The organism is Nostoc sp., from assembly GCF_036917395.1.
GTDB lineage: Bacteria > Cyanobacteriota > Cyanobacteriia > Cyanobacteriales > Nostocaceae > Nostoc.
The window spans coordinates 1-15,592 of the sequence record NZ_JBALDI010000042.1 but is presented as its reverse complement, the minus strand read 5'-3'; the positions used below and the strand labels follow the sequence as shown (position 1 = coordinate 15,592).

The following is a 15,592-nucleotide window of genomic DNA, read 5'->3' as shown; positions in this document are numbered from 1 at the left end:
CTGTAAATGTGTAATCTCCTTAAAATAGTTGCAAATTATTTTTAATAAAAATTTGGACTAAATTTCTGTGAGGAGCAATATCTTGCAACAACCTTGGCGATTTTTTATTTTTAATCTAGGGATTGGGATTTTCGCCCCCCTATTACTGACTCAAGCAGCCTTAGCTGAATCAAAAGGAAGTCAAGTCATCACTGAAATACCTACAGTCGTTGATTCACAACATCTCTCAACCACTGCAAAAAACTTGTTATCTCAAAATATAGAGAATGATTTAGTGGTGAAAATCACTCAAGTTAAGGTGAACACCACAAATAAAGGAATTGATGTAATTTTAGAAACAACTGCATCGGATAAATTGCAAGTAGATGTCAAAAGTCAAGGTAATAACTTTATTGCAGATATTAAAAATGCTCAATTGTTTCTACCATCAGGTAACAAATTTAGCCAACAGCAACCAGCACAGGGAATCACTACTGTAACTGCGACTAACTTAGATGGCAATACTATCCGCTTGATAGTAACGGGTGAAGCGGGTTTACCAGTTGTGGAGTTGTATGATAGTCCAAGGGAGGGTTTGGTTTTTGGTGTTGCAAGTGCGGCGGCTGGGCAAGGGCAACAACCCCAAACACAACAGCCAAAACCTGAACAGCCACTAAACCAGACACAGCCACAGCAACCATCAGCTTCTGGTGATGAACCAATTGAGTTGGTGGTGACAGGGGAGCAAGATGGGTATCGCGTACCCAATGCTTCCGCCGGCACTAGAACCGATACACCCCTGCGTGACATTCCCCAATCGATTCAGGTAATTCCTCAAGAGGTTCTACGGGATCAACAAGTTACGAGTACTGCTGAGGCGCTCAAAAACATCACTGGTTTGACTCTAAGCGGTGCCGGTGGTGCCAATACTGGTACTGTAGATGTCCAATTTAAGACTCGAGGGTTTGATGGCAATGCGATCAGGAATGGGTTGCCAACTGGATATGCGGCTAATTCGATTGAAGTATCGAATATTGAGCGAATTGAATTGCTCAAAGGTCCAGCTTCAGTTCTGTTTGGTCAGGGCAGTCCAGGTGGGACGCTAAATATCATTACCAAACAGCCTCTGCGCGACCCTTTTTATGCCATTGAAGCAACCCTTGGCAATAATAACCTTTACCGGGGTGCTGTGGATCTGTCTGGACCACTGAATAACTCAAAGACAGTATTATATCGACTGAATACGTCTTACTTGGATAGAGAGGCAACCACTGATTTTTTCAACAACAGAGTGTTTTTCATTGCGCCTGTCCTGCGTTGGGACATTAGTGAAAAAACCAACTTGACTCTAGAGGCAGATTACACTGACCAAAAAACTGAAAATGGCCTGCGGGGTTTACCCGCCGAAGGCACTGTCCTTCCCAACCCCAATGGTAAAATACCGCTTAATCGCTACATTGGTGAACCTGACTATAATCAAGAAGGGAAGACGGGTAGAGTAGGATACAGGTTGGAACATCAGTTTAGCGAGAACTGGTCATTCCGAAACGCCTTCAATGCAACGTTCTTTCGATTCGATTTTGACAAACTTGCCCTTTCTGACTATCTTGAGGACGACAAGCGCACCCTGGCTCGTTATGGTGTTCGCGACTACAAAGAGTATTACAATGCCTATAACTTGACAGCCGATTTGATTGGTAAATTCTCCACTGGCTCGATTCGGCATCAATTACTATTCGGAGTCGATCTAAGTCGAACCGACACCATTGAATCGACCGGGGTTTATACCACTGCGCCATCCATTGACCTGTTCAATCCCGTGTATGGTCAGCCGTTTGGTGACATCACTGATAGATATAAGAGTTCCGGTTCGACTGATACACTGGGCTTTTATGTTCAGGATCAGGTCAACTTGACTAATAATCTGAAGTTGCTGCTAGGTGGACGGTTTGACACCTCCAGCTCCACAAGTAGAGATGAGTTAGCCAACACAGAAAGCAGCGATTCGAGTGATGCCTTCACTCCTCGTTTTGGCATCGTCTATCAGCCCATAGAGCCGATTTCACTGTATGCCAGTTACAGCCGCTCCTTTACCCCACCACAGAGTAAACAAGATTTTTATGGCAATCTGTTTGAACCCGAACGCGGTACTCAGTATGAAGTGGGCATCAAGGCAGATATTAGCAGCAAACTATCGGCAACCCTTGCCTTTTACGACCTGACCAAGTCCAATATTCTCACGCCTGATCCAGATCCAGCTCATGCTAACTTTAACATCCAAATTGGCGGACAGCGCAGCCGGGGGATTGAACTAAACCTGTCCGGTGAAATCTTGCCGGGATGGAAATTCTATGGTGGCTATGCCTACACCGATGCTCAGATTACAAACGATAACACCTATCCGGTCGGGAACCGATTAAATAATACGCCAGAGAATTCCTTTAACCTATGGACAACCTATGAAATTCAAAAAGGTTCTTTGCAAGGGTTGGGGTTTGGCGTGGGCTTTTTCTTTGTCAGCGACAGGCAAGGCGATTTGGAAAATACCTTTAAATTGCCCAGCTATTTCACAACCGATGCTGCTATTTTCTACAAACGGGGACAGTTACGCACACAGCTCAATTTCAAAAATCTGTTTGATGTGGACTACTTTGACACTGCCCTTAGCAACCTGCGTGTTTTTCCGGGTGAGCCATTCACCGTACAGGGCACGATTTCCTGGGAGTTCTGAGCTTCCCTTGCCCCATGAAAAGGCTACTGTGTACACACAAGTCTTTTTACCAGGGTAACAAAAACTAAACCAACGAACATCAGCTATGAACTCTAAAAAACTCTACCACTTGGTATTTGTTCTACACCGCTACATTGGTTTCGCTGTGGGACTAATTGCAATTATTGTCGGCTTGACTGGTAGTCTATTGGTCTTCCACTCCGAAATGGAAAACTTTGCTCAACAGCGCCCAATTTACACAATTATCCCTCAAGGTCAACCACTGCCGATTGAGGTTGTAATAAATACTGTAAAAAAGACATATAGCAATCAACCAGATGCAACTCTCCAGTCGGTTTACCTGCCCACCAAGCCAAGTGAGCCGATGAGTGTTGTGCTGAAAACCAAAAAAAATGATTGGACAGAAAATTACGTTAACCCTTACACAGGAGCAATTCTAGGTAATAATTTAAACTTAAAGTCAAGCTTTGTGCAAAAGTTTTTTGAAATCGTCTACCCGCTTCACTATAGTCTTTTAGCAGGTGACTGGGGCTATAAGTTTTTGGGCATTATTGGTTTACTGATCTCTTTCATGAGCATTACAGGGATTATCCTTTGGCCTGGTTGGCGCAAATTGATATCTGGATTCAAAATCAAGTGGAATGCTCATCTCAAACGGGTTAACTTTGATGTTCACAAAGTTGCTGGGGTGATTACAGTAGTATTCCTCATCTTCACATTTTTCACAGGATTTTGCTGGAGCTTCAGTGAGTTCGTCAACCCGATGATCTATACTCTGACCTTCTCCAACCAGCAAGCGAATCCGGTTTCTGTCCCTATTGGCGGGAAGTCTCCACTCTTACTAAAAGACCAATTAAAAATAGCTCAAGCTGCTTTACCAAATGGCTCGCTCAGGAGTATTTCTTTTCCAAGTAAACCAGAAGAAGTCTTAACGGTTAACTTTAAGCAGACTCAAAAAGATGTAGATTATGATGTTTATCTCGACCAATACAGTGGTAAAGTTTTACAAGTCCATAGTTCTTTGCAGGTTTCATTGGGCGATCGCATCCTCTATTCTTTTGCTCCTCTACACCTCGGTACTTTCTGGGGATTGCCATCTCGAATTTTCTACGTCTTTGTCGGACTTGCACCCTTAATTTTATTTATTACTGGCTTTGTCATGTGGCGGTATCGCTATCAACCAAAAACTACGATAAGCGATCGCTCAATAGAACTGTCACATTTACGCCGCAATTAACTGACAATACGCGATCGCAATCCTGATTTGAGGTTTTTCGTATTAAATACAACATTTAACTGGGTTAAAAATCTGACAAAACTGATTTTGACAACTGAGCGTGCGGAATGTGGGTTTTAAGTAAAGTTTTGGCAAAAGCGCATATTTTTATCCAATCTTTTTAAGACTAAAGTAATAAAAAATACAATATCCCCAAGGGAAAAACGTAGAATATTGACGAGTCATTGGTAAGTTAGAGACATTTAAACAGTTCTCAATAGCTATTTGTTATTAATATGTAGACAAAGAACAAAGGACAAATATGATTAAAATCCTCCACCTCTCCGACATCCACATGGGAAGTGGCTTCTCCCACGGACGAATTAATCCCGCGACTGGATTGAATACACGGTTAGAGGATTTTGTCAACACCCTATCTATATGTATTGACCGAGCGCTGACAGATACTGTAGATATGGTGATATTTGGTGGCGATGCTTTCCCAGATGCTACACCACCGCCTTATGTACAACAAGCTTTTGCCAGCCAATTTCGCCGTCTCATGGATGCCAATATTCCCACAGTACTGTTGGTAGGCAACCACGACCAACACTCCCAAGGACAGGGAGGGGCGAGTTTAAATATTTACCGCACTTTGGGAGTGCCAGGATTTGTTGTCGGTGATACATTAACTACTCACTGCATCGAAACCCGCAATGGCAAAGTGCAAGTAATCACGCTTCCCTGGCTAACTCGTTCGACTTTGATGACTCGCCAAGAAACTGAAGGTTTGTCTTTGGCAGAAGTCAACCAACTATTAACAGAACGCCTGCGAGTTGTTTTAGAAGGGGAAATTCGCCGTCTTGACCCCGATGTGCCAACTGTCCTTCTGGCTCACTTGATGTCTGACAATGCTGCCTTAGGCGCAGAACGTTTTTTGGCGGTGGGTAAAGGGTTTACTCTACCCCTATCTTTGCTGACGCGACCTTGTTTTGATTATGTAGCGTTGGGACATGTCCACCGCCACCAAAATTTGAATAAATCCAACAACCCACCGGTGATTTATCCAGGGAGTATTGAGCGGGTGGATTTTAGTGAAGAAAAAGAAGACAAAGGTTATGTAATGCTGGAACTGGAGCGGGGGAGCGCTGAGTGGGAATTTTGTCCCTTAACAGTTCGGACTTTCCGCACAATTGAAGCGGATGTCTCGAAAGCAGATGATCCCCAGGCAGTATTAATGAAAGCGATCGCCAAATATAATATTCAAGATGCAGTAGTGCGGCTAATTTACAAACTCCGCTCTGAACAGATGGATTTAATTGACAGTTCTTCTCTACATACTGCTTTAAGTGCCGCTCATACCTATACCATTCAAGCAGAATTAGTCAGTCAACTAGCCAGGCCCCGGATTCCTGAATTGAGTGCGAGTAGCAGCATCGACCCAATGGAAGCGTTGAAAACTTATTTGAACAACCGCGAAGACCTCAAAGACATAGCAGCATCAATGCTGGAGGCTGCACAGAAGTTATTAGCAGATGATGTGGAAGTCTGGCTGGAAGCAGCAACTAGTGAATAGGTTAAAATAATTCGTAATTCGTAATTCGTAATTCGTAATTCGTAATTAACAATTATTCTGAATTTATGCCAAGTTGAGACGCTGCGTGATCGCTGGAAATCAGAATTTTAGAGGTATTTGGTGTAAGCCCTGTTTTATAGTTGCCAAAATTTATGACGCAAACAATCCAAGCAAAGGTCATCGACTTACGCTATTTAATTGATAACTTTGGGATTCAGTTAGTTTTCGATGATTTATTTTTCTGCGAATGGCAACAAGATTTACCAGAAATTAATGATTTAGATAAACAACTTTTAGATAAAGTTAAAACGGGTTATTTAAATCTTCTTAATTATCCACCTTTACTAGAAGATGTAGTGAGAATGGCAGTTGTAGACCCATTGCTTTTTATCGGGGATTTTTATCTAGCCCCGTTTTATGTAAAATCAGAAGAGTCTATAGATATTGCTGTGCCAGATGAAGATGTAATCATCAAAGGAAGAATAGATACCTTAGTTTTGAAAGAGCAATTTTGGGTGATGATTATTGAGTCTAAAAGAGCTTCCTTTTCAGTGGAACAAGGACTCGCACAAATTCTTGCTTATATGTTAGGAAATTGGTATAACGATAAATCAATTTTTGGTATGATTGCTACGGGAAGCGAGTTCATTTTCGTCAAATTAGTGAAAGGAAATCCACCGCGTTATGCTTTATCAAAGGGTTTTTTGATGCGAAACCCTGGAAATGAATTGTACGATGTACTCCGCATACTCAAGCATCTGACTCGGTTGGCAAGTGCTTAAATCTTATCGCTTCATTAGTACAGCAGGATTCACTAAAGGCGATTTTGTTTGAAGTGGTTTAGCAGAATTTAAGGATTTAAATTCTTTTTAATAGCTTCTATTTTTTTATCTAAGTTTTCAATTAATTGCTGAGATATAGGGTCATAAGGTGATTGTGGAGGAGGTAATTGCGAATAGTATCTTTTAGCTTTTTCAATTTGTCCATTACCATCTTGAGTAAATTGATTATACAGACTATTCAACCCCCAAATCTCATAAGTTTCTCCTAATCTCAAGAATGAATTAGGATCACTCCCACTTTCTAATAATTCAACTGCTTGAGCAAAGTTATCTTTAGCTTTCTCATAACTCCGTAAAGGTTGATTCTGAAAGTAAAATACTGCCAAAGCTTTTAATGCAATGTGCTGTTGGAAGTTAGAGACTTGACCTGATGGATGGAGGTTGCTTCTGCTTACGTTAACTGCCTTCTTAAAATATTCTTCAGCTAATTGATAATTTGCATCTCTAAATCGCTCAGTCGCCAGAACGATATATTCTGAAACTGTTATTTTTTCATGAATATTAGATGCTAATACTTCGGCAGCATAAGGTTCTGACAGTCCAACCACTCTTGTTAGTTAAACGCTTATGTATGGGTAATTTTGCCAATTTTTGCCAAAATTTTTGTAGGCTCTTATTTTTTGGCAAAGGTATTGATAGATGCCAATTATATTTCAATAGAGCGTGTAAAGACGCGAAATTTCGTGTCTTTACTAAATGGGGTTCTGGGACAAGCTGCTAGAACCCTTTGATGGATTGTCCGATACAGGTTAGGATAATCCATCAATTAGAGGAAAAACTTCAAGCACGCTTAATCGCGCTGTAACATGAAAACCATTCAAATATAAATTTGGGCAGATTTTTGAGGAGTTTGCTACTCTACATATCAATTGTTGTTTTTTTCTAGCCAGAGAAATTAGGGACTCAGTAAATAAAGTTATCCAGCCTTGAATAAGCTACTTTTTACAGGTAAATCTTTTCGTTTTATGGCTTTTGTCCTACCCTTAATCATTTGGTGGGGATATAAAGAAGTACAAAACCAATTTGTACAGCCGCAAGCAGTTATAGTGTTAGGTGGTTCAACGAGACATTTAGAGCGAGAGAAGTTTACAGCAAAATTTGTTCGAGAGCATCCAAATATACCAATTTGGATTACTGGGGGTAGTCCACCTAGATTCACCCAACAAGTGTTTACCAAAGCTGGTGTTGATCGCAAACGTTTACACTTGGACTACGAAGCTGTAGATACAGTTACTAATTTTACTACGTTAGTGGATGATTTGCAAGCTCGCGGCATCAAGAGCGTTTATTTGATTACTTCAGACTTCCATATGCGCCGAGCTTGTGTCATCGGCGAAATTATTTTGGGTAGTCGGGGTATTTATTTAAAACCAGTGCCAGTTCCTTCCGAAAAACCTCCTGAATCTATCGAAAAATCTATTCGCGATGGAGCCAGAGCGATAATTTGGTTAGCCACTGGTTACACTGGTGTGGATGCAGCTAAAAATAAACGATAAATCAAACCAATTTTGAATTTTGGACTTTCCTGCGGAACGCTACGCGTAGCTTGCTTCCCCGTAGGAGTACGGCTTACCTCGACTTACCTCGGTACAAGTCGCTCAGTCGAACGATTTTGGATAATGGAATTGAAAATCTTCATATTCAGAAGGTTTATCGATTTGAAACAATACAAATTATTCCAATTTGGAATCATTTATAGGAATTTGTATGAGCTTGACCTTAGTTAATACAAGGAGATTAAGAGAACTAATGCCAATCATCTTGACATGAACTTAGTAATAACAAACACATCAAAGTTCAATTGTCGAAAAACTAGTGCAGCACTAACCTTCAAACAACACTAACCTTCAAACCAATTAACAACTTTTGCTCATTTGCTTTCTTGGTGCATACTTTGCGTCCACCAAAGTTTTGAGCGGCGGCTTGGGTAACTGGAATTTCTCTGTATAGTTCGGAAAAAAAACGCCCCAATCTATCTCACAATTTGATACCCTAGCTTAAACAGATTTGAGAAAAGTTAAAGCGTGGAAATTCAACTTGGGCGGGGAAAAACAGCTCACAGAGCTTACGGAATAGATGAAATTGCTCTAGCCCCCGGTAACAGAACACTAGACCCCAGTTTGGCAGATACTAAGTGGCGTATTGGCAATATTGAGCGAGAAATCCCGATAATTGCCAGTGCAATGGATAGCGTAGTAGATGTTCGCATGGCTGTACGTTTGTCACAGTTAGGAGCATTAGGTGTCCTCAATTTAGAGGGGATTCAAACTCGCTATGCTGACCCAGAGCCAATATTAGATCGGATTGCCTCTGTGGGGAAAGATGAATTTGTTGCCTTGATGCAAGAACTCTATGCCGAACCAATAAAGCCGGAATTAATTGAACAACGTATTCAGGAAATTAAACAACAAGGTGGTATTGCGGCGGTGAGTGCAACTCCAGCCGGTGCAAGTAAATACGGTGAGGCGGTGGCAAAAGCTGGGGCAGATTTATTTTTTGTACAAGCTACCGTAGTTTCTACTGCACATTTGTCACCAGAGTCTTTAGTACCACTTGATTTAGCAGAATTTTGCCGTTCCATGCCCATCCCCGTAGTATTGGGGAATTGCGTGACTTACGAAGTCACGTTGAATTTGTTGAAAGCTGGGGCGGCTGGGGTACTGGTGGGAATTGGACCTGGTGCTGCTTGTACGTCCCGTGGTGTGTTGGGTGTGGGTGTACCACAGGCAACTGCGATCGCTGATTGTGCTGCGGCACGAGATGATTACTATAAGGAAACTGGCAACTATATCCCCGTCATCGCTGATGGCGGTTTAATCACCGGTGGCGACATTTGTAAATGCATCGCCTGTGGTGCTGATGGTGTGATGATTGGTTCCCCCTTTGCCAGAGCCGCCGAAGCCCCAGGACGAGGTTATCATTGGGGCATGGCGACTCCCAGCCCAGTCTTGCCTCGTGGCACCCGCATTCGCGTTGCCACCACTGGTAGCCTAGAGCAAATACTCATTGGCCCAGCAGGACTAGATGATGGCACTCACAATCTTTTAGGAGCCTTAAAGACGAGCATGGGCACCTTAGGAGCTAAAAATATTAAAGAAATGCAACAAGTGGAAGTTGTGATTGCGCCTTCTTTATTAACTGAGGGTAAAGTTTATCAAAAAGCTCAACAATTAGGTATGGGGAAATAAAGGAGTAGGGAGTAGGGAGATGAGGCAGATGGGGAAGAAATAATTAATGCCCAATGCTCAATGACGCCACTTGCTTCTCCTAAGGGAGACACTGCGCGTAGCAAGATCCCCGGAGGGGTACAAGTCGGAGAACCGCAAGGGCGCAGTGGCTCCCCAATACCTAATTTTGGAATAAATTTTTCCAGGCCCCTAAACAATTGCTGGAAAAATCCGATATGTCGCCTACAATAGAAATAGCGGAGACGAATGTTTCCGTTCACTCCTCACACCACACTCCGCCCGGACTACTGTTCGGGCGGTTCCTTATGTTTTTAAATAAATTCTAGAGCTTCTTTGCAAATGTACATCCTCGCACTTCCAAGCTGAGGTTTTTGCTATGGTAGAATTTTCACCAAGTTCAGATATTATTGGCGAAGGTTTTAGGCATGTCAACAGCCGCACAAGTTACCGATTCTAGTTTCAAGCAAGAAGTACTCGACAGCGATGTACCCGTTTTAGTTGACTTTTGGGCACCCTGGTGTGGACCATGCCGTATGGTAGCTCCTGTTGTCGATGAAATCTCCGAACAGTACAAAGGTCAAATAAAGGTCGTAAAAGTCAATACAGATGAAAATCCTAATGTTGCTAGTCAATACGGCATCCGCAGCATTCCCACATTAATGATTTTTAAGGGTGGACAAAAAGTGGATATGGTGGTCGGCGCTGTGCCTAAAACTACATTAGCTTCCACCCTCGAAAAGTATCTTTGAACTCAATCGGCAATAAAATCCTCTTGAGTTATCCATGTTGTTCTAAGTTTAGGTTAATTTTTATAAACAAGTTTGAGAGGCGCGAATTTCTCGTCTTTCAAACTTATTTACATTTGTATAGCGGTTCCCATTCAGATGCGGTACAACCTTACATCGCAAAGTGTAGGGGCACGGCAATGCCGTGCCCCTACGGCTATATCTCACGTAAACGAGAACCGCTATATACTTTCCGATTGCGAATATTTTTAGGAGTTTTCTAGCTCAAAAACAACTCCCTAATTCCCGTACTACCAATTTCCACTGCTAGCGCCGCCAACAAAAAACCCAAAAGTTGAGTCACAATTATTCCACCTTCTGCACCAATCCACTGGTCAATCAGATTTGCTAAACGCAAAATCAACCAAGTCATAAACATCGCCCCTAAGATACCCACCGCGACAGCAATATGCGGACTCTGTGATTTCGACATTAGCAACATCACCGTTGTCAAAGTCCCCGGCCCCGCTAGCAGTGGTAAAGCTAGTGGAGTAATTGCAACATCGCGTCCTTCCTCAATAATCGGCTGATCTAATTCTCCCCGCAGCATTTGCAAAGCAATTAACAGCAACAATAGTCCTCCTGCTACTCGCAAAGAGCCGATACTAATTTCCAAATAATTTAAAATTACTTGCCCTGCAAAGGCAAATAGCAAAAGAACTGCGATCGCAATGATAATTGCTTTATCTATAACTTTGTTTCTTTGGTCTGGCATCATGCCCTTAGTCAAAACTAAAACAATTGGTATATTGCCCACTGCATCTGCCAGGACAAACACAGCGATAAATGTTTGAATGAGAATAGGAATATCCACAGCAGGTAGTTTTGATCAAGGTTTAATCACAACCTAATCTTAATCTTGCTCAGTTTGCTAGAACCCAGAGGAATATTAAGATCAGCGATAAAACAAGTCCGTTAAAGAAAATCTTCGCTGACACATTTCTAATTAAATTCCACAAATGTTTAACTAGCGATATATTTTGATAATCTATCTTCCATAAATCAACTGTTCGTTGTTGAACCTATGAAATCTTATTTAGCCGCCGCTATTCAATTGACCAGTGTGCCAGATTTACAGAAAAATTTGGCCCAGGCAGAAGAATTAATCGAGCTTGCCGTGCGTCAAGGTGCTGAATTGGTAGGTTTGCCAGAAAACTTTTCCTATATGGGAGAAGAAAAAGACAAACTCGCCCAAGGCGATGTGATCGCTCTTGAAAGTGAAAAATTTCTGAAAAAAATGGCTCAACGCTTTCAAATTACAATCTTGGGCGGCAGCTTTCCACTTCCTGTAGACAATACAGGCAAAGTTTATAACACCACTCTACTTATCGACCCAAACGGTCAAGAACTTGCCCGCTACTACAAAGTACACCTATTTGATGTTAACGTCCCTGACGGCAACACCTATCGTGAATCCAGCACTGTTGTGGCTGGTACGCAACTACCCCCTGTCCATTTCTCAGAAAAACTTGGTAATTTAGGACTTTCTATTTGTTATGATGTCCGCTTCCCGGAACTGTACCGTCATCTGGCAGAGAAGGGAGCCGATGTTATCTTTATTCCCGCCGCCTTTACCGCCTTAACTGGCAAAGACCACTGGCAAGTACTACTACAAGCCAGAGCCATCGAAAATACCGCCTACGTCATTGCTCCTGCCCAAGCAGGCAATAACTACGCCCGCCGTCTAACCCACGGACACGCGGTCATTATCGACCCTTGGGGCGTAATTTTAGCCGATGCTGGAGAAAAGCCGGGAATTGCGATCGCACAAATCAAGCCGACTAGGCTCGAACAAGTCCGCCGTCAAATGCCCTCTTTACAACATCGAGTATTCTAGGTGCTGGGGACAAGGGGCAGAGGGGCAGAGGGGAAATAACCAATACCCATTACCTGGGAATAAAACAAAAAACCGGGTAACCACCCGGTTTATGCCGATATTAAGAATCCTCAGTCTTTTAGGAGCATAGCAGCACTGTGCCCCTATTTAATTGTTGTCAAAATTAAACTTTAGCAGCTGACTTGGTAACAACGTTGAGTTCACCTTTAGCATACTTAGCAGCAAAATCTTCCAAAGAAACTTGCTTGATCTTGCTTGCGTTCCCAGCCGTGCCAAATTCCTGATAGCGTTCAGCACAAACCTTCTGCATATATGTAATAGAAGGCTTGAGGAAGTGACGGGGGTCAAACTCCTCTGGTTTTTTAGCCAAAGCTTCACGTACAGCAGCAGTAATAGCCAAACGGTTGTCAGTGTCGATGTTTACTTTACGTACACCACTCTTAATACCTTTTTGGATTTCTTCTACTGGTACACCGTAGGTTTCAGGAATTGCACCACCATATTGGTTAATCAGTGCAAGCAAATCTTCTGGTACAGAGGATGAACCGTGCATTACCAAGTGGGTGTTAGGCAAACGGCGGTGAATTTCTTCAATGCGGCTGATTGCCAAAATTTCTCCAGTCGGCTTGCGGGTAAACTTGTAAGCCCCGTGGCTTGTGCCAATGGCAACAGCCAAGGCATCTACTTGGGTTGCTTCTACGAAGTCAACAGCTTCATCGGGGTCAGTTAGCAGTTGTGAGTGGTCGAGTGTACCCTCAAACCCGTGACCATCTTCAGCTTCGCCAGCACCAGTTTCTAGAGAACCCAAACAACCTAGTTCACCTTCAACACTGACACCCAGAGCATGAGCTACGTTTACAACTTCGCGGGTAACATTAACGTTGTATTCAAAGCTAGCGGGGGTCTTAGCATCAGCTTCCAAAGAACCATCCATCATCACGCTGGTGAAGTTGTTCTTAATTGCTGAGTAGCAGGTAGCAGGCGCATTCCCATGATCTTGGTGCATGACAATGGGAATATGAGGATAGGTTTCTACCGCTGCCAAAATCAGATGGCGGAGGAAGTTTTCTCCTGCATAATTACGAGCGCCGCGTGAAGCTTGTAAAATTACGGGGCTATCTGTCTCGACAGCAGCCTTCAGGATCGCCTGAATCTGCTCCAAATTGTTAACGTTGAAAGCTGGGATGCCGTAACCGTTTTCAGCTGCGTGATCCAACAGCAGCCGCAGTGGTACAAGCGCCATAGATAGTCCTCCTAATGTGGTTGTCAGCTAGTCGGTGTGAAAGAAGCGCAATAATCACGCTAAATCTTAAGAGTTTTTTCAACTTATAGGAAATTATAACTAGTGTGGTGTGTCTATGTTGAAAAACTTTACGCCATAGTTACTATAAATATGCCCTATACTTACTCTCTACTACTGTACTATGCCTCATACTTGCTGTGTATTGCTGTAAATTTAGCTACCCTGCAACTAGTAGTTTTGGTAGCCCAGTATTCAAAATAGTCATCTCAAAGCGATCGCTTCAACCTAAAGGTAATAACTTTTGACAAATGCTGTAAGGGTGTTTTCCCCTAAATATTGCATTTTGGACTAGATTATGCCTAGCCCACGGAATTAGTAAAATTTTATCATAAAGTGGCGATCGCACTGACTGCAATTAAAAGAGCGATCGTGTAGGGCGATCGCTCTTTTTACAATCAAAAATCAGTATAGTGTTGTTAACTGATCGCACTGACAAAGGCGAAGATCAGCGATCGCTTTACATCTTCAAAGCTGTCTCAATTCAAATGCTTAACAAAGACGTGATGCCGAACAGCACAGCCCGTTGTAGACATCGCACAGACACCTAAGAAGGTGCGTAAGCTTTCTTGCTAACGCCCCTTCCCAGATCAGGCGATTGTACTGTTATTAATCAGTCCTCTAGGAACGGCTAATACGATAGGTAACTGTGTAGTCCCAGGTGGACCAGCCTATACCGCTTTTGGACATTTTCCAAGCTTGCTCTTCATGCGAGGGTCCTGTGGAAGAAATTTCTAATTCGGTACTACCCAGTAAGTCATCTTTATCTAAACTAGCAAGAAAGCCTCCTCCGGTTGTAGCTGCTGAAAGTATCGTTCCCGCAACAGCTCCTTGTGGACCTGTTGATGCTATAGCACCTGAAATAGCACTACTAATCTTTTTAACTGTGTCACCGTAGTTAGCCCAGTCTTTTGCAGCATCTTCGTCGTAAGCCTTTAGTCCGCCTTTGACGCTTTGTCCTTGTGGGACTTCGCCCTCAAATAAAACGGTTTGGTCTGGTTTGAAAGATTTCTTTTGCTTATCATTGATTTTAATAGGAGTTGTCAGAATTGCCTTGGTGGTTTCTCCTCCAACCAAACCACCGACCAGATAAAAATCGTCAGCACCGGTTACATCTTCGGTATCTCGGCAATAAACGTCAACTAATTCGACTTTTAGCTTTGTCATAAGTTTCTTGGCCTCTTGTGTTTGGTGTTGTGTTCAGAAGGGCACTCCGTTAATAAGCATCTGAATGCCTTTTTTTGTTCTTCACATCTATAAGACGTTTCCACTGGTCGATTTTGGAATTTTTCGAGTTAGAGGCGTTTTTTCTCTAAATAAATCCATCTGATAAAACCAACTCAAGAACGAGAACCCTTCCGCACCATCGCTTGCAACCGTTTCAAAGCCTCCTTAACCTCCCCGTGGGCAGGATAAAACAACTGCAAATTCAAAGCACTGCGATAAACCTGCATCGCCCCTAAAGTATCGCCTAACCCCTCTAACGCTCTCCCTTGCCAGTAATCAGCCGTAGCTGAGTTAAACGACTTCAGTTTTTCACTTCGCACACAAGCCTCTTGCCACCACCACCGACTAGCCCCATCATCCCCCAGCATTCGATAACTTTCTCCCAGCCACACCGCAGCAGGCGCAGATTGCAGATCACCTGCTACTGCTAACAAAAACTGCCATCCTTTTTCCAAAGCTGCCACCGCTTCTTGATGTTTAAGCGCCAAAGCCAACACCCGCCCATAACCAAACCAAGCATCAGCTAATTGGGGTTGAAGTTGCATTCCCTTGGCAGAGAAACTACACCCTCGTTCAATCTCTTGAAAGGTTTCCACCAGCACTCGCCCCACCGTCGCCCAAAGACTCCACCGTTCAGGAAAACGCTCAAGCATCTCTTCTAATAGAGGTTGTAATTCTTCTAGTCGCCCAGCAACAGGCAAAATCTCGCACAACGCCCGATAGATTTCACAATCGTTGGGATACAAACCATAAGCTTTCAGCATCATCTCAGCCGCCGCCTGATATTCCCCCGTGTAGAACAAGCACTGCCCATAGTAACCCACCTTCCGCACCCCAAGTGTCACAACCGGAAATTACTTAGAGAAAAAAGGCAAGTAAGAATAAAAACACACATCTAGAGGCAAAAAAAT

14 protein-coding genes are annotated in these 15,592 nt (G+C 43.0%); 9 read left to right on the top strand and 5 right to left on the bottom strand.

What is annotated here, in order from left to right; genetic code table 11:
* The first annotated feature begins 82 nt into the window (after positions 1–82).
* The 4 genes from V7K46_RS14565 to V7K46_RS14550 all read left to right on the top strand — a co-directional run bounded on the left by V7K46_RS14565 (position 83) and on the right by V7K46_RS14550 (position 6,284).
* Complete coding sequence (locus tag V7K46_RS14565; protein WP_335114218.1) at positions 83–2,710, top strand: TonB-dependent siderophore receptor; 2,628 nt, start codon at positions 83–85, stop codon at positions 2,708–2,710.
* An 85-nt stretch (positions 2,711–2,795) separates the two neighbouring features.
* Positions 2,796–3,947, top strand: a complete 1,152-nt coding sequence (locus tag V7K46_RS14560; RefSeq protein WP_335114216.1) for a PepSY-associated TM helix domain-containing protein — start codon at positions 2,796–2,798, stop codon at positions 3,945–3,947.
* Between the two features lie 301 nt (positions 3,948–4,248).
* Positions 4,249–5,502, top strand: a complete 1,254-nt coding sequence (locus V7K46_RS14555) for an exonuclease SbcCD subunit D (RefSeq protein WP_335114214.1) — start codon at positions 4,249–4,251, stop codon at positions 5,500–5,502.
* 152 nt (positions 5,503–5,654) lie between these two features.
* A complete protein-coding gene (locus V7K46_RS14550) occupies positions 5,655–6,284 on the top strand; it encodes a restriction endonuclease subunit R (RefSeq protein ID WP_335114212.1) in 630 nt (209 codons plus the stop codon).
* Between the two features lie 68 nt (positions 6,285–6,352).
* On the opposite strand, the gene V7K46_RS14545 is transcribed toward V7K46_RS14550, so the two are convergent.
* Positions 6,353–6,892 carry a hypothetical protein gene (locus V7K46_RS14545; protein ID WP_335114210.1) on the bottom strand — a complete coding sequence of 180 codons (540 nt, stop codon included), beginning with the start codon at positions 6,890–6,892 and terminating at the stop codon, positions 6,353–6,355.
* A 417-nt stretch (positions 6,893–7,309) separates the two neighbouring features.
* On the opposite strand from V7K46_RS14545, the gene V7K46_RS14540 reads away from it, so the two are divergent.
* From V7K46_RS14540 to trxA, 3 genes are all read left to right on the top strand, one after another.
* Positions 7,310–7,840 (top strand): YdcF family protein, encoded by a 531-nt coding sequence (locus V7K46_RS14540; protein ID WP_335114208.1) that lies wholly within the window; start codon positions 7,310–7,312, stop codon positions 7,838–7,840.
* Positions 7,841–8,368: 528 nt separating this feature from the next.
* Complete coding sequence (locus V7K46_RS14535; protein WP_334726358.1) at positions 8,369–9,532, top strand: GuaB3 family IMP dehydrogenase-related protein; 1,164 nt, start codon at positions 8,369–8,371, stop codon at positions 9,530–9,532.
* A gap of 425 nt (positions 9,533–9,957) precedes the next feature.
* Positions 9,958–10,281, top strand: a complete 324-nt coding sequence (gene trxA, locus V7K46_RS14530; protein WP_069070846.1) for a thioredoxin — start codon at positions 9,958–9,960, stop codon at positions 10,279–10,281.
* A 256-nt stretch (positions 10,282–10,537) separates the two neighbouring features.
* Here trxA and V7K46_RS14525 read toward each other — a convergent pair whose 3' ends face one another.
* Positions 10,538–11,131 (bottom strand): MarC family protein, encoded by a 594-nt coding sequence (locus V7K46_RS14525; protein WP_334726357.1) that lies wholly within the window; start codon positions 11,129–11,131, stop codon positions 10,538–10,540.
* Positions 11,132–11,341: 210 nt separating this feature from the next.
* Here V7K46_RS14525 and V7K46_RS14520 point away from each other — a divergent pair, with 210 nt between their 5' ends.
* Positions 11,342–12,154: a carbon-nitrogen hydrolase family protein gene (locus V7K46_RS14520; RefSeq protein WP_335114206.1), complete on the top strand. Its 813-nt coding sequence runs from the start codon at positions 11,342–11,344 to the stop codon at positions 12,152–12,154.
* A 163-nt stretch (positions 12,155–12,317) separates the two neighbouring features.
* On the opposite strand, the gene fba is transcribed toward V7K46_RS14520, so the two are convergent.
* Positions 12,318–13,397 (bottom strand): class II fructose-bisphosphate aldolase, encoded by a 1,080-nt coding sequence (gene fba, locus V7K46_RS14515; RefSeq protein ID WP_335114204.1) that lies wholly within the window; start codon positions 13,395–13,397, stop codon positions 12,318–12,320.
* 470 nt (positions 13,398–13,867) lie between these two features.
* On the opposite strand from fba, the gene V7K46_RS14510 reads away from it, so the two are divergent.
* On the top strand, positions 13,868–14,005 hold the full coding sequence (locus V7K46_RS14510) for a hypothetical protein (protein WP_335114202.1): 138 nt from the start codon (positions 13,868–13,870) through the stop codon (positions 14,003–14,005).
* Positions 14,006–14,075: 70 nt separating this feature from the next.
* Here V7K46_RS14510 and V7K46_RS14505 read toward each other — a convergent pair whose 3' ends face one another.
* Positions 14,076–14,621, bottom strand: coding sequence for a hypothetical protein (locus V7K46_RS14505; protein ID WP_335114200.1), 546 nt, complete (start codon positions 14,619–14,621; stop codon positions 14,076–14,078).
* 173 nt (positions 14,622–14,794) lie between these two features.
* Positions 14,795–15,526 carry a tetratricopeptide repeat protein gene (locus tag V7K46_RS14500; RefSeq protein WP_335114198.1) on the bottom strand — a complete coding sequence of 244 codons (732 nt, stop codon included), beginning with the start codon at positions 15,524–15,526 and terminating at the stop codon, positions 14,795–14,797.
* Positions 15,527–15,592: the final 66 nt, after the last annotated feature.